The organism is Nostoc sp. S13, assembly GCF_029379315.1.
GTDB lineage: Bacteria > Cyanobacteriota > Cyanobacteriia > Cyanobacteriales > Nostocaceae > Nostoc.
On sequence record NZ_JAQYWQ010000029.1, the window covers coordinates 37,098 to 59,668 of the forward strand.

General features: G+C 40.3%; 18 protein-coding genes and 1 pseudogene. 7 read left to right on the forward strand and 12 right to left on the reverse strand.

Annotation, left to right across the window (positions count from 1 at the left end):
- Positions 1-77 precede the first annotated feature (77 nt).
- On the forward strand, positions 78-1,001 hold the full coding sequence (locus tag PUQ00_RS11970) for a LysR family transcriptional regulator (protein WP_300412574.1): 924 nt from the start codon (positions 78-80) through the stop codon (positions 999-1,001).
- Between the two features lie 281 nt (positions 1,002-1,282).
- Positions 1,283-1,564: a hypothetical protein gene (locus PUQ00_RS11975; protein WP_300416373.1), complete on the forward strand. Its 282-nt coding sequence runs from the start codon at positions 1,283-1,285 to the stop codon at positions 1,562-1,564.
- A 557-nt stretch (positions 1,565-2,121) separates the two neighbouring features.
- On the opposite strand, the gene PUQ00_RS11980 is transcribed toward PUQ00_RS11975, so the two are convergent.
- The 3 genes from PUQ00_RS11980 to PUQ00_RS11990 all read right to left on the reverse strand — a co-directional run bounded on the left by PUQ00_RS11980 (position 2,122) and on the right by PUQ00_RS11990 (position 6,031).
- Positions 2,122-2,349 carry a hypothetical protein gene (locus PUQ00_RS11980; RefSeq protein WP_300416375.1) on the reverse strand — a complete coding sequence of 76 codons (228 nt, stop codon included), beginning with the start codon at positions 2,347-2,349 and terminating at the stop codon, positions 2,122-2,124.
- Between the two features lie 108 nt (positions 2,350-2,457).
- Positions 2,458-5,115: a PAS domain S-box protein gene (locus PUQ00_RS11985; RefSeq protein ID WP_300416377.1), complete on the reverse strand. Its 2,658-nt coding sequence runs from the start codon at positions 5,113-5,115 to the stop codon at positions 2,458-2,460.
- 214 nt (positions 5,116-5,329) lie between these two features.
- Positions 5,330-6,031, reverse strand: coding sequence for a rhomboid family intramembrane serine protease (locus PUQ00_RS11990; RefSeq protein ID WP_300416379.1), 702 nt, complete (start codon positions 6,029-6,031; stop codon positions 5,330-5,332).
- 192 nt (positions 6,032-6,223) lie between these two features.
- Between PUQ00_RS11990 and PUQ00_RS11995 the strand changes: the two genes are divergently transcribed.
- On the forward strand, positions 6,224-8,353 hold the full coding sequence (locus PUQ00_RS11995) for a serine/threonine-protein kinase (protein ID WP_300416381.1): 2,130 nt from the start codon (positions 6,224-6,226) through the stop codon (positions 8,351-8,353).
- A 237-nt stretch (positions 8,354-8,590) separates the two neighbouring features.
- Here the strand turns inward: PUQ00_RS11995 and PUQ00_RS12000 are convergent, their stop codons facing one another.
- Positions 8,591-8,761: a ssl1498 family light-harvesting-like protein gene (locus PUQ00_RS12000; protein WP_300416383.1), complete on the reverse strand. Its 171-nt coding sequence runs from the start codon at positions 8,759-8,761 to the stop codon at positions 8,591-8,593.
- Between the two features lie 298 nt (positions 8,762-9,059).
- Here PUQ00_RS12000 and PUQ00_RS12005 point away from each other — a divergent pair, with 298 nt between their 5' ends.
- Positions 9,060-9,551 (forward strand): hypothetical protein, encoded by a 492-nt coding sequence (locus tag PUQ00_RS12005; protein ID WP_300416385.1) that lies wholly within the window; start codon positions 9,060-9,062, stop codon positions 9,549-9,551.
- Positions 9,552-9,928: 377 nt separating this feature from the next.
- Here the strand turns inward: PUQ00_RS12005 and PUQ00_RS12010 are convergent, their stop codons facing one another.
- The 7 genes and pseudogenes from PUQ00_RS12010 to ahcY form a co-directional block, all read right to left on the reverse strand.
- Positions 9,929-11,704: a serine/threonine-protein kinase gene (locus PUQ00_RS12010; protein ID WP_300416387.1), complete on the reverse strand. Its 1,776-nt coding sequence runs from the start codon at positions 11,702-11,704 to the stop codon at positions 9,929-9,931.
- A 254-nt stretch (positions 11,705-11,958) separates the two neighbouring features.
- Positions 11,959-12,753, reverse strand: coding sequence for a hypothetical protein (locus tag PUQ00_RS12015; protein WP_300416389.1), 795 nt, complete (start codon positions 12,751-12,753; stop codon positions 11,959-11,961).
- Positions 12,754-12,934: 181 nt separating this feature from the next.
- The gene (locus PUQ00_RS12020) at positions 12,935-14,491 is read right to left on the reverse strand and encodes a GTP-binding protein (protein ID WP_300416390.1); all 1,557 of its coding nucleotides are present in this window, start codon (positions 14,489-14,491) and stop codon (positions 12,935-12,937) included.
- Positions 14,492-14,788: 297 nt separating this feature from the next.
- Complete coding sequence (locus PUQ00_RS12025; protein WP_300416392.1) at positions 14,789-15,124, reverse strand: XisI protein; 336 nt, start codon at positions 15,122-15,124, stop codon at positions 14,789-14,791.
- A complete protein-coding gene (locus tag PUQ00_RS12030) occupies positions 15,112-15,429 on the reverse strand; it encodes an element excision factor XisH family protein (protein WP_300416394.1) in 318 nt (105 codons plus the stop codon). The genes PUQ00_RS12025 and PUQ00_RS12030 overlap by 13 nt, the downstream gene beginning before the upstream one ends.
- A 132-nt stretch (positions 15,430-15,561) precedes the next feature.
- Positions 15,562-15,879, reverse strand: a pseudogene (locus PUQ00_RS12035) (element excision factor XisH family protein); the annotation flags it as partial.
- A 138-nt stretch (positions 15,880-16,017) separates the two neighbouring features.
- The gene (ahcY, locus tag PUQ00_RS12040) at positions 16,018-17,295 is read right to left on the reverse strand and encodes an adenosylhomocysteinase (protein ID WP_300416396.1); all 1,278 of its coding nucleotides are present in this window, start codon (positions 17,293-17,295) and stop codon (positions 16,018-16,020) included.
- A 503-nt stretch (positions 17,296-17,798) separates the two neighbouring features.
- On the opposite strand from ahcY, the gene PUQ00_RS12045 reads away from it, so the two are divergent.
- Entirely contained in the window at positions 17,799-19,457 is a 1,659-nt protein-coding gene (locus PUQ00_RS12045; protein WP_300416398.1) for a mechanosensitive ion channel domain-containing protein, read from the forward strand.
- A gap of 459 nt (positions 19,458-19,916) precedes the next feature.
- On the forward strand, positions 19,917-20,345 hold the full coding sequence (locus PUQ00_RS12050) for a (2Fe-2S) ferredoxin domain-containing protein (protein WP_300416400.1): 429 nt from the start codon (positions 19,917-19,919) through the stop codon (positions 20,343-20,345).
- 90 nt (positions 20,346-20,435) lie between these two features.
- Here the strand turns inward: PUQ00_RS12050 and PUQ00_RS12055 are convergent, their stop codons facing one another.
- Entirely contained in the window at positions 20,436-20,972 is a 537-nt protein-coding gene (locus tag PUQ00_RS12055; RefSeq protein WP_300416402.1) for a nucleotidyltransferase family protein, read from the reverse strand.
- A gap of 194 nt (positions 20,973-21,166) precedes the next feature.
- Here PUQ00_RS12055 and PUQ00_RS12060 point away from each other — a divergent pair, with 194 nt between their 5' ends.
- On the forward strand, positions 21,167-22,435 hold the full coding sequence (locus PUQ00_RS12060; protein WP_300416404.1) for a plasmid pRiA4b ORF-3 family protein: 1,269 nt from the start codon (positions 21,167-21,169) through the stop codon (positions 22,433-22,435).
- Positions 22,436-22,571: the final 136 nt, after the last annotated feature.

Consider the following 22,571-nt stretch of genomic DNA (forward strand, 5'->3'; position numbering starts at 1 on the left):
ATACCTTGCTTTTAATAAACATACTGATAGTAAGTAATTCATGATTATTTGTCAAATTCATAGAATAAATAATGTCTATGCATGAAATAAATTTGCAGCAATTGGATCTTAATCTTTTACTGGTGTTATATGCCTTGCTGCAAGAGCGTAACGTCACGAATGCTGGAGAAAAAATTGGTTTGAGTCAATCAGCTACCAGTAACGCACTTGGGCGATTACGCCAAGTGTTCAACGATCCATTACTTGTGCGGTCTAAGAAAGGCATGGTTCTTACACCACGTGCTCAAGAGCTACTCGAACCACTACAGAAAATTTTGTTAAATATTGAGCAGTTAATTCAACCAAGCAGTTTTGAACCTAAAACAGCACAAGGTACAATCCAGCTAGCTGCATCAGATTACGCAACCGTTTTGATTCTTCCAAAGGTTTTGAAGCAAATTTCTCAACAGGCTCCTCAACTGAATTTGGAATGCCATCATTGGCGTTCTGACACATTAGATTTACTGAGAAATGGAGTTATTGATCTAGGCTTAGGAGTTCCTAATCTACCAAAAACTTCGGAGTTTAGGTTCCAAAAGTTATTTGTAGAAGATTATGTATCTGTAGTTCGGGCTGACCATCCCATTACTCAAATGGATCTTACAATTGAATCTTATGTTGCTTGGCCACATGCCTTCATTACGCCTATAAACGCAATACCGGGTTCGACTAAAACCCTTGTGGATACTGTGTTAGAAGGCTTAGGCGTGAAGCGTCGAGTGATGTTGAAGTTACCACATTTTCTCTCGGCTCCTCTAATAGTCGCTCAGACTGATCTCATTGTTACGTTGCCTAGTCGAATTGCAATGCTCTTTGCTGAATATACAAACCTTGCTATCCTTAAACCACCGATTGAACTTGGTAACTACAATTTTCTACAGATTTGGCATGAACGTTGCGATCACGATCCGCTACACATTTGGCTACGTGAGCTAATAGCGTCCCAAACTCAGCACCTCTGAAACAAAGAGAAAAAGCGTCGTTCCAGGCACTTAAAATTTTTTAAGCGTACAAAAAGCCTGAACAGGCACCATTTTTTCAGAGATTTTTTGTGCAAGTTTTGTCCAATTGTGTTTTTTCAACTCATTCTTGAATTACTCACCGTTCGCGTAATCGAGGATGGATTTGGTGAAATGAGGGATGTGTGAACAAGGGGGGGAAGAAAAACAGGCGATCGCTGCGACTTACCAAATCGCATCAAAAAAGATGTTCTGACGGAATGCGAGTATGGTAAGTGTGAGAAATGGCACATTTACCTGAAAAAATAATCTCAGAACGAATCGACGATGTTGTTCTGTTGCTAGAAGTAATGAAAAAAATGGGACTGCCAGAAATCCTCAATCAACATTTGCCTCGTCACTGGAAACAGGAAGGACTTGATTGGGGGTGGGTGGCGTGCATTTGGCTATCGTATATTATCTCACAGGGCGACCACCGTAAAGTGTATGTTAGGGAATGGGTAGAACAACGCCGCTACACTATTGAGCAGGTTTGTGGAATCAACATTAGACTTATCCGGAAATGAGAACTTTATTTGGCTGAAACCTAGCTCTGGAGAGGGTTTTAGAGGTTCCTGTTTTATATAAGCTAAAAAGCCAGCTATGCAAGGGTTTCAGCTATTTTGAGGTTTATTTGTGGATAAGTCTATTAATAACAAGTTGCGTTCAATTTGGCGTAAGTTCTAAAGATAATTACGGGTAAACAAAGCGTGCATCGGCAGGCTTTGTTTTTATCAAACAGAATAAAGGTGCCAGTCGCCAGAATTCACTTGGGTATTTTGTGCGACTGGTGGATGAATAAACGGCGTTTAAGACCCCCACAAAACAAGAAAATTTGGTGGTTAACTTTCGTAGTGGCGGGTCTGAATCCCCCACTGATTGCATTCTGACGAATATATTCTGACGAATGTATTCTTCTTCAAGAATTCTGACGAATGTATTCTGACGAATGTATTTTTCTTCAAGAATTCTAACGAATGTATTCTGACTCCTAATGTTATTTTAATAGACACCGTAAATTTAGCTGACCACACCAGCGCTAAAAATTTGTTCTGCGGTTAAATTCAACTCTCTTAATAGTTCATTAGACATCTGGTGAAATTAAATATGCGTTATCTAGAACCCTTGTAGAGACGCGAAATTTCGCGTCTCTACATTCTTTTTCGGAGATGTCTAATGCATCGATAAATATTGCTCTACGTAAGTCAGCGTCTTTAAAGCTGGTGTCATTGAAAGCGACGGGAAACTCCAACCCAAGAGTGGGTGGAGAGGGATAGTCGCCCCGTCGCTTGGGGCATTGGGCATTGGCCAAACAGGTAACTTCTTCCCCATGCCCCATGCCCCATGCCCCATGCCCCATGCCCCATGCCCCATGCCCAAAAACTCCAACCCAAGAGTGGGTGGAGTTTTTCATGTAGTATCAGGTTGCTTTAATCAAATCAACGATCGCCTTCACCAAGACATCTGGATCTACTGGTTTGGAAATATGCATTTGAAATCCTGCTGCTAATGCTTGCTGCTGATTCATTTCCCCTGCATAAGCCGTTAGAGCGATCGCTGGTATCAATCCTCCTTGTTCAGGCGATCGCGATCGCACTTCACGCATCAGCATATAACCATCTGTCTTTGGCATTCCAATATCGCTAACTAAAACATCTGGTATCGACTCAGACAGCGCTTGTAATGCTTCCTGTGCTGATGCTACGGCGGTTACTTCCACACCATAGTCTTGCAAAATAAAGGTAATTAAGTCGCGGATATCGGGTTCATCATCCACCACCAAAACTTGAGTTTCTGAAAGCACCGAGGATTCCGGCTCACAATGTGAAGACTCATTCTCTTCACGCCGAACCTGTTCACTTCTGACCAAAAGCGGTAGCTCTACAGTAAATGTTGCACCCAATCCTTCTCCAGGACTTTCGGCTTGAACATTTCCCCCATGCATATCTACAACTTTACGCACGATCGCTAATCCTAAACCTAATCCACCAAATGTCCGTATCATTGTACCATCAGCTTGACGAAAGTAATCGAACACATAAGGCAAAAAGTCTGGCGAAATTCCCTTACCTGTATCGCTGACCTGAATTTGAGCCTGCTTACCAGCCTCCAGGAGTCGAATTTCTACGCGTCCTCCTGTTGGTGTAAATTTTACTGCATTGGCAACTAGATTCCACACAACTTGTTGAAGCCGATTTGGGTCGCCCATCACTTGTCCCAAAGTAGGATCAAATATGGTCTGAATTTGAATTGACTTGGCTTGTGCTGCTAGTTTTACTGTCTCTAGTGCTGCTTCAACTACCATTACCAAGTTCACTGGACAGATATTCAAGTTTAATTTTCCTTGGAGAATGCGAGACACATCCAACAAATCTTCAATTAGCTGAGTTTGTAACTTGGCGTTGCGTTCAATGGTTTCCAAGGCGTGGTTAGTAGTTTTTTGATCAAATTTGCGAGTCCGCAGCATTTTCGACCATCCCAGGATGGGGTTGAGTGGGGTTCGCAATTCATGGGAGAGAACCGCCAAAAATTCATCTTTGATTTTGTTGGCAATTTCTGCTTGTTGGCGTGCTGTCCGTTCTCGTTGGAGTAAATAAGAGCATTCTTTCTCTACCAATTTGCGATCGGTAATATCTAGTACAAAAGCCACACCATTATCCTTGGAGTCATTCAGCAAGGCCATCCCCAAAACAATTGGTACTCGCTTGCCGTTGCGGTGAATGTACTCTTTCTCATAAATTCTAGAAACTCCACTGGTTTCCATTTCCAAAAGGGCGCGATCGTCTAAATGCTTATACTCCACAGGAGTAAGCTCTCTCCAATTAATTCCACCTAAAGTAGCAAATTCATCACGAGTGTAGCCAGCTACTTGAAGAAAGGCATCATTGGCATCAATAATCAAACCATCCACATCCCAAAAAGCAACACCAATTATGTTAGATTCAAACAAACGCCGAAATCGGGCTTCACTTTCACGTAATATCTTTTCTGCCCGTTTGTGTTCGGTAATATCACGACAAACAGTAATTACGCCGTCAATAGTTTGGTTGTAATTCCGTAATGGTGTGAGGATGTATTCATAATAATGCAACCCATCGGCGGTAATATATTTACACTCATCCTTGATTGGATGTCCAGTTTTCATCACAGCTTGTCGTTGATTCTCTACCTGTTCTACAAAGTCTGCGGGGAAATCCACTTCTTGCAAAGTTTTGCCGACAATATCCTGCGGCTTTAAGCCTAGTAAAGTAGCTCCATCACGACTGACATACTGATAGCAACCTGTGCGATTAAATATATAAATATGATCAACTGATGCGGTGAGAATAGCATTTAAAATATTTGCCTGTTCTTGCACTTGGCTCGTTAGTTTGCGAGTACTTTCTTCTGCCTGCTTGCACACAGTAGTTTCCATACAAACTCCGATCATTCGCACCGCTTGCCCCTGATAGTCATAGATAAATTTTCCCTTGGCAGAAATCCAATGTACACTTTGGTCTAATCGAACTATGCGAAATTCATCGTTGTAGTCAGTCTTTTGTCCTAAAGCCTGGCCGATCGCTTGCATTACAGATTGCCTATCTTCAGGATGAACGCACTTGTTAAACGCCTCATAAGGTCCGTCAAAACTACCTGGAAGCACGCCAAAAAGCACTGCATAATTTTCAGACCAGATGACTTTATTGGTGAGAATATTCCAATCCCACAAGCCCATCTGGGAAACCTCTAAAGCTAGCCTCAGTCTTTCTTCACTCTCCCTCAAAGAGATTTCTACCTGCTGTCGCTGTGCAATTTCTTGTTGGAGTTGGTGTAAAGTCACTGCTGCATCTGTTGGCAGATTGAAGGCTGTCGATGTTCCCTGTTCACGATGAAATTCAATATCATACTCGACAACTTGTTGAGTATGGGTATTTTCTTCTTCTACTGGCAGCTTTCTTTTCAGTTCTGTTAATTGCTCCTCAAGCGCTGCTTGCCTTTGTTGATAAGATATTTCTGATTGCTCTAACTCAGCTACACGCTGCCGCATAACTGCTAATTCATCAGTGACTTTATAGTTAATTTTATCAACATTTGGCATCTTGCATACCGCTCACAACTCAACAATACCTATTTGAAGAGTAGGTATCCCCTATTTTTATAACTATGATTTTTTCAGCTAACAAATGTAATCCATCCAAAGGCACATAAACAATTCAAAATTCAAAATTTGAAAATACAGGCAAGAATAAATTAAACAATGTTACGCAATCTAAAATTAATTCTTCACGCCCACTTACTTAACTGAAAAAAGTTTATCTCTTTAGACGCATGAAAGCTACACCTATCAATAATCCCACAACCTGCCCCCAGAAGACAACACCCGATTGATTTACACCAAAGGGAGGAATATTTAAACTGCCAATACCATAAAATAATTGTTGCAGAAACCACCAAAATATATAGAAAAAGGCTGGCAGTTGGATTGGGATATACACGATTATTAGCGGCAAAACTGTGTCAATTTTAGCTTTAGGAAACTTCATAACATATGCTCCTAAAATAGCTGCGATCGCACCATTGCCTCCAATCAATGGGACTGTCAAACTCGGTTCAGCCAGAATTGGGACTAAAGAAGCGATCGCGCCAGCAGTCAGATAAAATCCGAGATAGCGTGCATGTCCCAGAATATTTTCTACAGTCTTACCAAAAACCCACAAAAATAGCAGATTTCCCAATATTTGACTAAAACTGCCATGTATAAATATTCCAAATAGTAGTGAAAATGTTCGCCAAATTACAATTATCCAAGCAGCAGAGTTGTTAAAGAAGAGAGCATTTGTAATTGCCCCACTAATCTGGGCTGGAATCACACCCCAACTATTGACAAAATAGCCCAATTCATTACTAAATTCTAGTTGAAGTTCCCATAAAAATACGGCAACATTAATGCCAATCAGCCAATAATTAATAATTGGCTTACTCCGACAACGAATATTATCACTAATAGGAATCATTAATTATTTGTCATTAGTCATTTTTCATTGGGCATTGGGCATTCGGCATTGGGCATTGGGCAAAGAATTCTTGTAACTCCTGTACAGACGCGATTAATCACGTCTGTACTCCCTACTCCCCACTCCCTCATTCTCCCTTAACGTGTGGCAAGATTGAAATCAGATCGCATCGCACTTAAGTAGGCAAACGAGATGCTGGGAAACACACTTGTAGGAAGATACCAAATTATTAGTAACTTGGGAGGTGGGGGTTTTGGTGAAACCTTTGTGGCTTGTGATACTCAATTACCCGGTTCACCTCCATGTGTCGTTAAGAAACTCAAACCCCAGGCAAGTGATCCTGTAACTTTGGAGACAGCTAGGCGTTTATTTGATACAGAAGCACAAGTTCTATATAAATTAGGAACTCACGATCGCATTCCCCAACTTTTAGCTTATTTTGAGGAGAATGCCGAATTCTATCTTGTACAGGAATTGATTGAAGGTCACGACCTGAGTCAAGAATTAACACCAGGTAAAACCCTAAGTCAAGACCAAGTAATTTCACTTTTACAAGAACTTTTGACAATCTTAGAATTTGTCCATCAACAGAATGTAATTCACCGTGATGTCAATCCTCGAAATATCCTCAGACGCCAACAAGATGGCAAATTAATCTTAATTGATTTTGGTGCAGTTAAACAAATCGCTACTCAAGTGATTACTCCCCAAGGTCAAACGCAAGCTACTGTTGCTATCGGTACGCCTGGATATATTCCTGGAGAACAAGCTCATGGTACGCCAAAATTAAGTAGTGATATCTATGCTGTGGGAATAATTGCTATTCAAGCCCTCACTGGATTATCACCAGAGGAAATAGTAAAAGATGCTGATACTAATGAAATTATCTGGCATAATCAAGCCACGGTAACGCCAGAATTCGCTCAATTCTTAGATAAAATGGTGTGCTACGACTTTCGGCAACGCTATCCTTCGGCAACGTTGGCATTACAAGCGCTCAAAGAGTTAACACTCCCACCTGTTGCAACAATAGCCTTAACTCCTATTTCTCCACCAAAAAATATCAACAAACCTCAACCAAAAAAAGGTATATTGGGTAAAATTTTACTAGGAATATTTTTAATTGGGGTCAGTGGAGTAGCATCAATATTTATTTGGAATAACATTAATTCAAATAACGCCATAGAATTATCTAAAGAAGGAAATACACTTTTTGATTTGCAACGCTATCAAGAGGCGCTAGCAGTATATGAAAAAGCAGTTAATATTAGACCAGATTATTCTCAAGGATGGAATGGTCAAGGCAAAACGTTGGATAAATTAAAAAAATACAAAGAAGCATTAGCGGCATATGATAGAGCAATTCAAATTAAGCCAGATTATTTAGAAGCTTGGATTGGACGAGGCTTTATATTAGCAAGTTTACAGCGATATCAAGAAGCGATCGCTTCTTTTGATAAAGCCTTGCAATTAAATAATGGCAACTCAGAAGTCTGGAACGCTAAGGGTGAAGCTTTCAGTAATTTAAATCAATATGACCAAGCAATTAAATCTTATGAGAAAGCGATTGAACTCAAACCAGATAATTATGAAGCTTGGTACAAAAAAGGATTAGCTTTGCAGAATTCTAAGCGATATGAAGAAGCGATCGTCGCCTACCAAAAAGTTGTTGATTTAAAACCAGACTACGAGCAAGCTTGGTATAATTTTGGAAATGCTTTAGTCAATTTGCAACGCTACAAAGATGCATTTACGGCTTATGATAAAGCGGTGCAATACCAGCCAACTTATTATCAAGCTTGGTTGTCAAGAGGTAATGTACTGCTAAATTTACAACGTTATCCAGAAGCAATTGAATCTTTTAATCAAGTAATTAAATACAATCCTGGCAACTATCAAGCATGGTATAATTTAGGCTGGTCGTTGCATCAAACACAACGCTATGTAGAAGCCATAAAATATTATAATAAAGCCGCAAAAATTAAGGCAAATAACTATCAACTATGGTATAATATGGGTAATTCACAATACATATTGCAGCAATACGAAGATGCGATCGCCTCTTATAATAAGGCAGTTCGTTATAAACCAGACCATTCCGAAAGCTGGTATAGCAGAGGCAATGCACTATTAAATTTGAAGCGGTATCAAGATGCGATCGCATCTTACGCTCAAGCAATAAAATACAAGCCTAATTATCAACAAGCAATAGACGCGCGTAACCAAGCCCAAATTCAACTGCAAAGCGAAAAACCAAAGCCTATAATCGTGCCAATCATTCCAGTCCCTAATTCCCCCAATCCACGCCAGACGACATCCTAGAGCATCGATTCAGTAATCAAAAACCTAACCCCCCAGCCCCCTTCCTTACTAGGAAAGGGGGAGAATTTCAAGCCTTTTTCTTTGCAGGAGAGAGGTTTTCTAAATCCTGTGAAAAGTCAGGTCTACGAAGGGCTAGGCTTACGCACTCCACAACAAAAAACCTCGGTGTCAAGTACCGAGGTGATGAGAAAAAGCCCAAATGTCAATGGCAGATATCGATACCGAAATCAAAAAATCTTAACTAACCGCAAAAGCAACCCAAACTAGAGCGGTAATAAACATAGTTGCAATTGCACCTTCTATAACGTAGTTACGTTGTTCCCAAACTGCCGGGTACTCAGCGCAGTATACCTGGGGTTCAGTGGAGTAGTTGTTGATAACGCCGTTTTCATTAACAGTGGTGTACATAGTTTTTTATTGCTTATTTATTAACTTATGTAAACTAATATCACAAAAATGTTACAATTAGTCAACAAGACTTGACACTAAAAGGCTGATAGCGCTGATAAAACTTGCTTATCAGGAATGTATAAGCATCGCAGCATAGCACTGTATCTGATCCTTGTGGTACTGGTACTATGGCGATCGCTTCCCTCACTTTTCCTTATTGTTTAATTGTGTGTAGCGCTTTATGGCATAATTCTAACCGCTTGCACAAGTTATCTAACTTAGGTAGGCAATTTTGTTTCTATAAGGCAGACTTCAAATGAAAAGATTTAGATTTTTAGCAACATTAATGCTTTGTATTTCATCAACATTCGGCACTGAAGTTGTTCTGAATAACCAACAACCTAAAGCACATGCTCTAATACAACCAGGTGGTCCAGTAATAGGACTAAGTCCAACATGTACAAATAGCAGTTTACAAGGAGCCTTTGAAATTCAAGGTGGAGGATATTTGAATAAGACTCAGCCTTATGCATTAAATGCTTTAGACACCTTTGATAGCTTTGGAAAGGTCACAGGAACTGTTCTGGTTAAAAGTGTTGCAGGAACCATCACAACTAATATTGCGACTAAAGGCACATACCATGTGAAAACTGATTGTAGCTTTACAGCATCCTTCATTAGAGCCGATGGAACGAGTGCTAATTATAGCGGTGTTGTCCTCGATAACGGTAGTAAGTTCGGTTTAACTCAAACAGACCCCGGTGCTATTGTTAACTTAAAAGGTGAAAGAAATTTAGTTAAGCCGTGAGATAACGAAATAGCAAGGGTTTCAGACTAGAGTTTATTCTCAATAATTTAAAATTAATGATAATGAATTACGAGAGAATAAGACTTTAGCCTAGGGGTATAGTAAGTGTAGGCGTAGCCCGTCGTAGACATCGCTCAATCAAGGAGATAACGGGAAAAGTCAGATTTAAGTATGTCTAGTTAATCGAGAACACGCGTAGGGGCACAATATATTGTGCCCCTACAATAACTATATTCAAACTTTTTTAAAATCTCGTTTCTAGCCTCTGGCTGGAAGTGCTCCTCATTGCGGCTCTTTTTCAAGTCTTGAGGCGGAGCCTTCAATATGCGTTCCTAGTCTCCGACTGGGAACCAGACAATATTTAAAAATTGCTCTAACTATCGGATATTCACTTCTTGCAGGTAATTTGCTCCCTGAAGATATTCAATCTTAGTGAGTGAGTTTTGAGGGATGAATGAATTTTTTCTTTTTGCAGAAGCTATCTTTTGATTGTCAGCCAGCAGGCGTTGTTTTTGAGTATATTCATTCAATTTGACTTGAGCTTGAGCATAAACTAAAGTATCATTGGGAATATTTTGGAGAAATTTTACAGCCTGATCTAAATCACCAATATATGCTTGTTTATAGGCTTTCTGTAAAAAGTAGGCTGCTCTGATCTGCCGCTTTCGATTATACTCAGCCAACTTTTCTTGAACTAAAGTACCAGCATGACTTTCTTGAGGAATTTGACGCAGATATTGTAATGCAGTAGAAAAGTCTTTTTCCCTGGCTCTTTCGTAAGCTTTGGCTAATAAATCTTGCGTCTGTGTTTCAATATTGACTGATGCTTGCTGAACTAGTTTACCTGTTTTAGATTGCCAATATAAAATATTTGGAACTTCAGAAGCAGCATGAAGAACATCTGACCATCTACTCTGATGAAAAGCTGTTTCAGCTATTTGATATTGCTGTGCAGCTACTTGCCATTGCTGTTGCCATTCTTCGATTGTAGCTTGCGCTTCTGGATAAACATTACTGTGCGAGGGAATTGATTTAGCAAGTGCGATCGCCTCTTGCAAATCTCCTGCTTGATATTCTTGGGTTGCTTTATATAAAGTATCTGTTTCTGAGTATGCAGGTGAACTATTAACTAAAGAATATACACCAAATCCCATCACCAAAGAGTTAGCTGCCAGCCCTACTTTCATTCCTGTTAATAATGGCGATAATTTCCCAGATGTAGGATTCTGAGAATTGTCATCTTCAATCGCCGCTTTGAGGGTAAATTGAGAATCTGCTTCTAATATTTCTGGTGGCTGAGTTTCCCATGTTATTTGTTTGAGTACCCGTAGTACCTCAGCCGCAGACTGAAAGCGGTTTTGGTAATCGTAGCGGATCATCTGGCTGAGAACAGCAGCTAGATAATCGTTAACTGGCGTGTTTTGAGAACGCCAAAAAATTTCATTATCATTAGCATAAGGATCAGCTTTTAATTGTAATGGTTCTAACCCTGTTAAAGCCTGAATGGCAATCATACCCAAAGCATAAATATCACTATTGGGCTGTGTTTGTCCAATAAATTGCTCTGGCGGTATATATCCCAATGAAGTGACGGGAATTCTGTAAATGGGTAATTCCGCACCTATACCAAAATTGATAGACTGAATTGAGCCAAAGTCAATCAGAGTTAATTTGCGATCGCTATTACGTCTGATCAAGTTTTCCGGTTTGATATCGCAATGGATAACGCCTTGAGAGTGAACAAATTCTAGAATACCTAAGACATCTATCAGAAATTCTACAACTTCGCTTTCACTCCACAGACACCCCCACTGTTGATTGATGGGCAATTCCGCAGTCAGCGCATGTCCTTCAATACACTCTTGGACTAAATAAAATTGCTCGTTTTCTTCAAAGCAGGCGATGAATTCAGGAATTTGGTCATGGCTTCCCAGAAGCTTGAGGGTTTGGGTTTCAGTTTGAAACAGTAACCTCAGCATCTCCAAGTAGCCGGATTCGGAACTGCAAACTTTAATCTGCTTAACAACGCATTTGGGATTATCTGGATAATTTACGTCTACAGCAATGTATGTTTGTCCAAACACCCCTGCACCAAGGCTTTGGACAATTTGGTAACGCCCTTGTAGTAATTTACCGATTATGTGGTAGGTCATGACCTGGTTACTCAGTAAGTCCTTTTATCTAGATTTACTGGCATTTGCTCAAGTTTCCGGAAAGATTTAAAAATAATTGAAGAATAATTTTGATACCTTGAATGCAAGTTTAATTTTTTAAGTATTTTTACGTAAAAAATTATAACATTTTAGTAAAATTAATATCGAAAGTAAAGATACTTATCATTTAATTCTATAAATGATAAGTATCTTTTATATCAACGAGATTCCAACTCAGCAGTTTAATTCTTCTATTATTTAATATTAATCATTTGACGGATGTCCTTATCAATTTTATGATAATTTTCTACACTAGAACCAGTATCTAATAACAGGTTTTCTCCTGATTTAAGTACAAGACTAAGTTGGTATGTTATGTGTGTTTTGCCTGTTTGTTGATTTTGCAATCTATTTTTCTCGTCTATACGAATATCGGAAATATTGATATTTCGCTCGGATTTAAACCTCTTACCCCTTATACCTTGTTTTCTTATGTAGAAAACACCACTAGATTTATTAAAGCTACAGGTAATATCATCTGCAAATATAAAACAGATGCTAAATATTCCTAGTATTCCTCCAATTATGTACATGGCCAGTGAATTATCGCCAACAGTCCTAATTATTATAGAAGGTTCTGTAGAGTTATTCACAAATTCATTAATTTGGTTAACTATACTATCAAGATACTCTCTTTCGCTATTACCAATAAAGTATATTTCTTCATTTGCAGTAATAATATACATCCTATAAGTAATACTTTCTCGACCTTTTTTGTCATAAGCTACATGGGTTTCTACGCTAGCCCCTCTTAATTTATTAAGGAGTAGTATTGTTGGTTTTTGTTTTCCCCATCTATTTATTTCTTGTATTTTACAACTACCTTCATTAGCAATTGTTCTATCACAACTAAAAATATGTATCGTTTTGCCAGCGCAGAATAAAGGTATACAAATTCCTACAGATGCAATCACACTTCCCAGAATCCAAGCTCCTAATGCAGAATTATGAAGTGTAAGTTTATTTGAAGTTTGTTCTACAATATTCATTAATGTTGCTACTTTAGTCGAACTTTATAACGGTTGTAGCAAGGGTTTTACCTAAAATCAACTGTAATTATACGTTAGTAATTTCCCAAAAATAAATATTGCCCTTCTATGCTCAGAATATCCTAACCCCGAGCTTGCGTATCTTCCTTAACCACCTCAGATTTATCTCTCAATAGCTTGACTACTCGTGATTGACTTCTTCATCGTGTTCAACTACTTCAGATTTATCTGTCAACGGCTTCACTACCCGCGCGATCGCTTCTTGAATAAAAGCCTTGATAAACTCATCTCTGCGATTAATTTGAAACTGTCGCTGCACAACTTCCGTCATCCCACCATCACCCCAATCTTGATCATGACGAAAATATTCAATAAAACTTTTACCAGCAATTCGCGTTAAATAAGCTGCTGTCACGCCTTGAATTGCTCTACCAATAATAAAGGTGGCAACATTGAGTTGCAAAGCTGTAGATAATAATTGAATTGCTCCCTTGACAATGCCTAAACTGGCGATCGTTTTCGCTAAAGAAAGGGCTAACTCTCGTCCCCGTTCCATATTCAATTCACAGCCGTAGACTCTGCCAATTTCCACAACCATTTGAGCATTAACAGCAGCTGTCGCCAATAAATCTACCACTGGTATAGGTGTGACTGATACTACACCAGCACCAATCCACTGAAACCGTTCGACGATTTTGTCAGCTTGACGGCGACGCTGGCCATCGATGAGTTTTCGCGCCTCGTCTCCCAATCGCAGAGATTGCAAAAGAATGTTATCCGCCACCAAATCTTCGCCCTCAGCCCGTAAAACAGTAGCCGTGCGCCGCAGCAAAGGGATAATATCCGGTTCCGGCTGGAAAATTTCGCCAGTTTCTAGTTGTGCAGATTGGGGATTAGCAGCGATCGCCACCACATCATTAGTAGCAATAAATCCCCGTACACGTTGGCGCAATCTAGCGAGGATGGCTTCTTTATCTTCATCTGTATATAAATCAGTTTTGTTAAGCACTAAAAGCGATCGCTTACCAATTTCTGCCAACCCCCGCAGTGGTTCATATTCTGAGCGTCGTAAGTCATTATCTACCACAAACAACAGTAAATCTGCTTCTGTTGCCAGTTCTCGCGCCATTTGTTCCCGTTCCGTTCCCGCCACCCCTGCTTCTAAAATCCCTGGCGTATCTGTTATTAAAATCTTGCGTTCTAATCCTTTCAATCGCAGACAATAAGTTTCTCCAACCTGGGTTGTACCCATCGGTGCATCCACTTGACCCACCATGCGTCCCATAATTGCATTAACTAGGGAAGTTTTACCAGCACTTCCTGTACCAAATACCACTACTTGAATCTCACGCCGTGCTAGATTCGCTTCAATCTCCCGTGATTTACTTAATAAAGCCTGACGTGCTACTTCATCTTGAATTTGCCCTACCTGTTGACGCACAGCCTGGAGAGTTGTAGAAGCAGCGTCAGATTTGCCAGCAGGAATTTGTGCCGCAGTCACTCGCTTCGGGTTGCGGCGCGATCGCTTTTCCCCAGATTGAATCACCAATACATAATAGACAAAAGCGGCAACCAACGCTCCGATGAGGATAATCAGCAGCAACAGCAGCAAATTGCCTAGCAACGGCGAATAGGATAATTGCCAATAGAGGCGCGATAGGGAATCAATTAGCCATAGGGCTAGCCCCAAAATGACGATCAGACCAACAATCAGCGTTACTATGCGTGACAGAGGCATGGTTGGGAAAGATTAGTGGGTATTCAGTAGGTAGATGCTTCTAATCTTAGTAGTTTCAGTATTTTTTACCAGAGTGCTAGGAAGGTGCTTTTGAGCTTCTGAGGTTGAAACTTGAGCCTTTGAGTCCATCATAATTGGAAAACTAAGTCGGAGCGATCGCCTTTTAGAGAAAAATCAGAATCATCAAGTAAGTGAATCAGATAGATTATTGTTGCGATCGCTGAGAGTGAATGCTGATTATTTAATGTTAAAAAAGCCTATGCTTATACGTTTTTAAAATGTCAAGGCTCTTCTTAATTAAGTAACTGCAAATTCAGTATACTGTCTGATATCGGCTGGTTGGAAGGCGAGAACAATTTGATTTCTAGGAATACCCGCATTAACAAATTCGTTGGCCATACCGTATTCTGTACCGTCTCTTTGAATCCAGATTTTGCCGTTGATAATGTCAATATGGACTAAGCAACCATGCACCCGTTGATTATTTTCCCAGCCTAATATTAGTAGTAGGTAATGGTTAGCGGTTTGGTCTATAATTAGTTGTCTCTCTAGTTCTCCGTAAGCATAAGTGAGTTGAGCGTATTCGGTTAATATTTTTTGAATGATTTGACGATAATTATCTAAAGTATCCATTGCAGTACCACCTCTCGTTTTGAGTCGAAGACAAGTAAACAAAGGCGTTGATTTTCTAATAATATTTTACCAATTGGTTCTTGAAATAGTTCTGAGTAGGTTTCTTTACGAATAGCCAGATACAAGCTGCGGTCAGGTTCTAAGCCAGCGAGAATATCGTAATATAAGATATATTGTCCTAAAGCATTTTCTAGGTCGGTGACTGGAGAAGCACCTATGAAAAACTCCACCCACAAGGGGATAGAGTTTTTGGGCATGGGGAATGGGGCATAGGGCATGGGGAAGAAGTTACCTGTTTGGCCCATGCCCTATGCCCCAAGGGTTGGGGCGACTATCCCTCTCCACCCACTCTTGGGATGGAGTTTCCCGCCGCTTTCAATAACGAACGGCAGAGGCGCAGAGGGCACGGATAAATCAGAGTTTGAGAGATATTTTGCGTAAGTCCTATATATTTCAGAACCAATTGCTAAATATAAAATGCGCTCAGGTTCTTTTTTTCTTAAAACAGAACGGTAATTAAGTGTTTGTCCTAACGCTGTTTGAAATTCACTTATTTATGATTTACCTAGAAAAAATTTGACCTCGACTGCTATCTTTTGCCCCTCTTTTTCTGCTGCTAAAAGTCTTTATGCTCTCAAATCAATATAAAATTCGATACCGTCAATTGTAATAGACAAAGGATCATGAGTGATATTCCAACTATCTTTTTCTCAAGCTAAACAAACTACATTGTGAAAGATATCTTTCGCTGACATGGACAAAATAATATTTTATATCCTATCATACCTAATTTTTTCAGTAATGTATTTCTCCCTTTGCATCTTTGCGCGAAACACAAAAAAAGGGATAAGCCTAAAAGCCTATCCCCAAAAAAATCAATTAATCAACTAATATCAAGTTCCAGTAGTCCAAGAATTGATGTACTCAATTTGATCTGGTGTTAGGCTATCAATCTTAATTCCAATAGCTTCTAACTTCAAACGAGCAATTTCTTTATCCACATCAATGGGAATTGAGTGCAAGCCAGGTTCTAACTTACCTTTATTCTTCACTAGGTATTCAACAGCTAAAGCTTGGTTGGCAAAACTCATATCCATAACCGCGCTGGGATGTCCTTCAGCCGCAGCCAGGTTAATCAAACGTCCTTGTCCAAGAACGATAACTGATTTACCAGTTGTCAACTTATACTCTTCAGTGAAAGGACGCACTTCCTTGATTTCCTTAGCTTGAGAAGCCAAGTATTTCAAGTCAAGTTCAATATCAAAGTGACCTGAGTTACAAACGATCGCACCGTCTTTCATCACATCAAAATGTTCAGCGCGAATTACGTGCTTGTTACCGGTAACTGTGACAAACAAATCACCAACTTTAGCAGCTTCTGCCATTGGTAAGACGCGGAAACCATCCATTACGGCTTCAATTGCCTTGATGGGGTCAATTTCGGTAACAATCACATTACCACCCATACCACGGGCGCGGAGGGCTGTACCTTTGCCACACCAGCCATAACCAACAACGACAATGTTTTTACCAGCCAGCAGGATATTTGTGGCGCGGATAATGCCGTCTAGGGTTGATTGTCCAGTACCATAGCGGTTATCAAAGAAGTGCTTGGTATCAGCATCGTTGACGTTCACTGCGGGGAAGGTGAGAACGCCATCTTTGAACATGGCGCGGAGGCGCACAATTCCGGTTGTGGTTTCTTCAGTGGTGCCAATCAAATCAGCGATTTGGTGTTGGCGCTCTTGAATTAATGTGGCAACCACATCGCTACCGTCATCAATAATGACGTTGGGGCGGTGATCTAGGGCGATTTGGACGTGGCGGCTATAAGTTGCGTTATCTTCGCCTTTTTGAGCAAAGACGGGAATTTCATGATCGACGACGAGGCTAGCGGCGACGTCATCTTGCGTTGATAAGGGATTGCTAGCAATTAGAAGCGCGTCTGCACCACCGGCTTTCAAAGCGATCGCTAAATGTGCTGTTTCTGTTGTAATGTGGGCACAAGCTACAAGGCGTAAACCAGCAAAGGGCTTTTCTTGGGCAAAGCGATCGCGGATTTGCCGCAAAACTGGCATTTCGCGTCCTGCCCATTCAATACGCTGTCTTCCCAAGGCAGCTAGGCCGAGGTCTTTAACCTCGTGCTTTAATCGGGGAGAAGTTGCGGTCATCAAAAGTTTCCTCAAAAAATTAAAAAAGGTACGTAAAATTTACGCACTCTACTAGGTTATTCTACTACTGGCAATTTTGCTGGTAATTAGCAAACTACTAGTCAAATAATTTTGGATTTTAGATTTACAATTTTGGATTGACTGCACCTACAAGGGGTGGGGCTTGAACCCATTTTTAATCCAAAATACAAAAATCCAAAATCTAAAATTGGCACGGTCAATAGTCCTCAAAACTAGCTTGACGTTTGATCAGCAGAATGTCAACTTCATCTCCAGCTTCTTCCTTTTTGTTTTATCTTTGTTGACAAGACTCTTCTCTGACTTAATTGCTGATTGTAAGTAGCTTGTCATCTGTCTAAAGATAGAATAAACTCAAAAAAACATCAAAATTTTATCATCTAAAGGGAAAACCTCAACTTTAGATAGGTACATCTACCCAAAGTAATTACGGAGGATAGTTATAGAAGTAGTCACTAGTAGATTTTACTCAAGGAGGTGTTTGAGTGCGCTTTCAATTTTTGGCGATCGCTAGTTCAATGGCCATAGCCGTTGTATCTATGCCCAAAGCCACAGCCCAGATTCCTTTTTTACCGCAGCTGCAAGCTCCCAGCAGTGTGATTAATGATTCAAATAATAGAGTTGTTACAGGCTGGATTTATTTAGATGGTCGGCGGTTATTTCAGATAGCGGCATCAAAAGCCAACTTTCCTGAGCGTTCAGAAGATATTCAAAAGAAGTTGGATAAAATTGGTCAAAATTACTTTTATTCACCAGCAAAAACAGAACTAAACGTAAAAATTCGCACAGTAAACGACTTACCAGTAATTTATGTCAACGACCAATATCTGATGACGATTACTTCTGAGGATGCTGGATTGCGAGAAGTAGATATACGGACATCGGCAGAGCAAATAAAGGATTCGTTACAAGAAGACTTGGAAAAAGCAAAGCAAGAAAGACAAACTCAATTTTTAATCAATCAAGGTAAAATTGCTGCCGGCATTGGACTGGCAATGATTGTGATGAGTTGGGGGGTATATAGCTGGCAAAGGCGTTCCAAAAAGGATTTATTACACCCCATTGCCTCCCAACCCTCCAGAGCGCCCCTAAACTCCCCAATTTCACCAGCAGTAGCAGCAGCTCAACCAATTACAACACAACTGAATCAACGGCAAAAGCAGCATCTCCAAGAAGTCAAAAGACGATTGTTTGAGCTAACTCAAGCCGGAATTTGGGGAGGTGGAAGTTTCTTTATTTTGGGTCTATTTCCCTATACACGACTATTTCAGTTAGGGATTCTCACAGCTGCCCAATTTCCTTTGCGATTAGGTGTCGTGTTCTTGGGAACCTATGTAGCGATCCGTTTTACCTACGCCCTGATTGACCGCTTCACCAGTACTCTGATCAGCAGTGGTGCTTTATTGACTCCAGAAAGTTCTGAACGGCTGCAACTGCGAGTTTCCACATTTTCTGGCGTGACTAAAAGCATTGCTACTGGTATCTGGATAGGAGTAGGCTTCTTGCTCGCGCTGGTGTCATTGGGGATAGATATCGTTCCCTTGCTAGCGGGTGTCAGTCTAGTTGGTGTTGCAGTGTCTCTAGCCTCGCAAAACTTAATTAAAGATGCGATTAACGGTTTTTTAATCATTCTAGAAGACCAGTACGCTTTAGGCGATGTGATTAGTGTGGGAGACGTGGGAGGCTTAGTAGAAAATCTGAATCTGCGGATGACCCAACTGCGAGATTCCGAAGGCCGCTTGATCACGATTCCTAATAGTGAAATTAAAGTTGTTGCCAATCTTTCTAGTCGTTGGTCACGAGCCGATTTAACAATCCCGATCGCGTACCAAGCCGATACAGAACAGGCTTTGAAGTTGATTGAAACTGTTGGTTTGGAGATGAACCAAGAAATGCAATGGCAGCCTCAAATTTTGGAACCGCCGCAAGTTTTGGGAATAGATCAATTTGGCGATCGCGGTTTGATTATTCGGGTCTGGATTAAAACCCAGCCCCTGAAACAATGGGATGTAGCACGGGAATTTCGCCGCCGCCTGAAAGTTGCCCTAGACAAAGCCGGAATTTCTATTTCTGTGCCTCAACAAGCAATTTGGGTCAATGATGATCAGTTGTTAAATTTTCAAGGGAATGACAAAGATAATTAGAAATGCGAATGAGCGCTTGAGGAGTCTAACTGAAATTGCCAACTTACTTATAGCGGTTCACGACCTAGTGAGGTACGTTTTTAAAGCTACTAACTTTGGTAAACAAGATTTGCATATACCTCAGTTTCTTAGTAAACGCTATATCAGGCATATTAGACATCTGGTGAAATTAAATATGCGTTATCTAGAACCCTTGTAGAGACGCGAAATTTCGCGTCTCTACATTCTTTGTTGGAGATGTCTATTAATTGTAGTTGTACCTGCTGCGATCGCCAATACTTCTCTACGAGACTTTTTCAATTGATATTTCCGGTGAATATCAAAGGTAGAAATCATCGTCTGGATTCTGGGACGAGCCGCTCCCTTCAGCGCTAATTCTTATTGGAACTAGATGATCAAATAGAACAGACTAAAGGGGAAACTTATATTATTCTGTCAGAAAAATAGGTAGGAGCGTCCATGAAGAAACTAATCCGGCGGATTAAAGTATTGCTCCGACGTATCCTCAAGAGGTTTTCAGCCAATTCTCAGCAAACATCACCCCAATGTTCACCCCTGAGTTCTCGCCCATTAGACACATCTATTCCCAGTGTTTCTCTACGATGGGAGTCTGGTTTGCTGCTTGTGTGTTCCCAATGTGGAAACGAGCAATCAGGCTCAACGGCTTCCCAAGACTTAGAGAATTGGTTGAAATCTCGTCTGAAATTTGAGGGATTATGGGGTGAATTTCGGGTGGTAAGCACCAGTTGTTTAGGAGTTTGTCCACGGATGGGCATTACTGTTGTTCTTGTAAGTAATAGAAGTGGCGGTAATAGTCCATGCTTAATTGTAAATCCCCAGAGCGATCGCGAACTTCTCTACTCATACATGAAACAGAATCAAGGATGATTTTACAGGTTTCCTAACGCTTAATACAGAATTTTATCGTAAATCAAAGGCTGTAAGACGCCAACCAACGAGAAATATTTAGACGCTAACTTACGCCAACCGCAGATAAGGACACTTTTGTAAAAACTCAGATGCCTTATTGTCGGCATCTAGGTTATAAGTATGTGCTGGCGTAGGTCGAATAATGCCAGCAAATAAGTCATTTAACCCGTAGGGAGTAAAAAATTGCCATTGGTTTTGGGTATCTAGTCGAACTCCCACAGCAGTAGCAGTGTGCAGCCAGTCTGTGATGGCATCCTCTGTACTAGTGTAGGGTCTGCTACCAATACGCCAACGAGCAAAACTGGCTTGATTTTTTACATCAAACTGGTCATCAGGAAATTGTTCTGTGAGAGTCGCCTTTGCTGCTAGTTCTTGGGAACGGTTCCCCTCTATATCAAAGAATGCAATATCAAAATCTTTAATACCTAACCCACAATTCTCGCCAAAAATTGAATGCCAAACGGTGTTTCGGATTGCCCCCCCGGCTAACCACCAGTTAGGTAGATTTAGTTGAGCGATCGCTCTTAATACTATATCAATACGTGTATCAGCTAAAATCATCTGTAGACGAGTGTTACTATTCATATCAAATTACTAGGATTGTCAAGTAGAAGGTGAAAATATTATCATTCACATATCACTAAGCTTACGGTGTTGATAGTCCTGCTGTGACACTTGGCGGGTCGATGTTTTTAGGGTAACTGCTGAAGTCATAGTATAAAAAGAACAGGGTTTTACGGAAGGTTAAATTGTGAATTTAGAATTTAGAATTTTTATTTATGGAAGATTTATTTGCGCGACTAAAACGCACACTCAATCCTGAACTGCCTTCCCTAACAGAGTCACAACAACAACTTCTATATAAACTCAGCATTAATGAAAATCAACCCGGTACGATTGGGCATGACTTTCAAACTCTGATAGATTTCTTACAACCAAATGGAGTGGAAGTTAGTAGTGTTAATAACCTTCTACCGCTAAAAATACTATCAGAACTTAATTCTCAGTTAAGCCACCCAATTGAAACTAAACTCAAACGCCCCGTACAGAAATCATACCCCTACATTAATGGGCTATATCTATTATTACGCAGTTCTGGGTTAGCCCAAATTAGATCGCAAGGTAAGAAGCAAATTTTAGTATTAGACGCAGCCACCTTAGAATCATGGTCAAATCTTAACCCAACAGAACGCTATTTCAACTTATTAGAAGCCTGGTTAATTTGGGGAAATAACGAAATTTTGGGTGAGCATCAAGACTCATTCGGCACTTTATTTAGATGCATTCAACTTTGGCCTCGCATCCCAGATAAAGGGTTAAAATTTCCTAAATATGAAGACCAACACGATATTAGTTATTACCCCGGTCTGCATAACATTGCCCTGTTAGAGTTGTTTGGATTGTTATCTATCAAACATGGAAAACCACAAGAAGGCAAGGGGTGGCGCATTACTAGTTTACAACGCTTACCCTTTGGTGATGCTCTGTTGCAATTACTCTTTCCATTGGGTATACGAGGAGAATTACAGGATGAGGTAAATGTGACTTTTGGAAAATTACAGCCACATTTACAAGCATTTTTTCCAGAATGGGAGCATAATTTACTTGTTCCCAAGCAAGGCTTTACCGATGGTATATATATTTTTAAAGTGTCCATTTCTAAGGCTTGGAGACGCATTCTTATACCAGCAAAAAAACCATTAAGCTGGCTTGCAGAGACAATTCTCGATGCTTTTGACTTTGATTACGATCACCTGTACGAGTTTAGTTATAAAGACCATTTTGGTCGCATCATCAAAATCGGTCATCCCTATATGGAAACACCCCCATTTGCAGACCAAGTGCAGATTGGTGATTTGTCTCTCGAACCGGGTGCTAAAATGACCTATCTTTATGATTTTGGTGACAACTGGAAATTTGATGTGCAGTTAGAAGTAATTAATCCACCTGATAACAAAGTTAAAAAAGCCAAAGTTTTAGAATTTCACGGAAATGCACCTCAACAGTATTGGAGTGAGGATGATGAATTGGATGAAGATGAAGATTGAAGAGGATTTAGCGAGGCGTGGAGAATTAAAATGTCCTTGTATCCCTGTGTCTTTTCTTTGTGTCTGCTACAAACAGCTTTAAGAGGGTGTTTGAAAAGTTTTGAGAAGTCAAATATTATGCCAAACGCCTCAGCAT

Excerpts from the sequence above, each read along its gene's own strand:
- PUQ00_RS11975 (WP_300416373.1), top strand. The coding sequence starts at position 1,283 with ATGGCACATTTACCTGAAAAAATAATCTCAGAACGAATCGACGATGTT.
- PUQ00_RS11985 (WP_300416377.1), bottom strand. The coding sequence starts at position 5,115 with ATGCCAAATGTTGATAAAATTAACTATAAAGTCACTGATGAATTAGCA.
- PUQ00_RS12020 (WP_300416390.1), bottom strand. The coding sequence starts at position 14,491 with ATGCCTCTGTCACGCATAGTAACGCTGATTGTTGGTCTGATCGTCATT.
- PUQ00_RS11990 (WP_300416379.1), bottom strand. The coding sequence starts at position 6,031 with ATGATTCCTATTAGTGATAATATTCGTTGTCGGAGTAAGCCAATTATT.
- PUQ00_RS12060 (WP_300416404.1), top strand. The coding sequence starts at position 21,167 with ATGGAAGATTTATTTGCGCGACTAAAACGCACACTCAATCCTGAACTG.
- PUQ00_RS12000 (WP_300416383.1), bottom strand. The coding sequence starts at position 8,761 with ATGTACACCACTGTTAATGAAAACGGCGTTATCAACAACTACTCCACT.
- PUQ00_RS12005 (WP_300416385.1), top strand. The coding sequence starts at position 9,060 with ATGAAAAGATTTAGATTTTTAGCAACATTAATGCTTTGTATTTCATCA.
- PUQ00_RS12015 (WP_300416389.1), bottom strand. The coding sequence starts at position 12,753 with ATGAATATTGTAGAACAAACTTCAAATAAACTTACACTTCATAATTCT.
- PUQ00_RS11970 (WP_300412574.1), top strand. The coding sequence starts at position 78 with ATGCATGAAATAAATTTGCAGCAATTGGATCTTAATCTTTTACTGGTG.
- PUQ00_RS12050 (WP_300416400.1), top strand. The coding sequence starts at position 19,917 with ATGAAGAAACTAATCCGGCGGATTAAAGTATTGCTCCGACGTATCCTC.
- PUQ00_RS12055 (WP_300416402.1), bottom strand. The coding sequence starts at position 20,972 with ATGAATAGTAACACTCGTCTACAGATGATTTTAGCTGATACACGTATT.
- ahcY (WP_300416396.1), bottom strand. The coding sequence starts at position 17,295 with ATGACCGCAACTTCTCCCCGATTAAAGCACGAGGTTAAAGACCTCGGC.
- PUQ00_RS11995 (WP_300416381.1), top strand. The coding sequence starts at position 6,224 with ATGCTGGGAAACACACTTGTAGGAAGATACCAAATTATTAGTAACTTG.
- PUQ00_RS12025 (WP_300416392.1), bottom strand. The coding sequence starts at position 15,124 with ATGGATACTTTAGATAATTATCGTCAAATCATTCAAAAAATATTAACC.
- PUQ00_RS12030 (WP_300416394.1), bottom strand. The coding sequence starts at position 15,429 with ATGGGCCAAACAGGTAACTTCTTCCCCATGCCCTATGCCCCATTCCCC.
- PUQ00_RS12010 (WP_300416387.1), bottom strand. The coding sequence starts at position 11,704 with ATGACCTACCACATAATCGGTAAATTACTACAAGGGCGTTACCAAATT.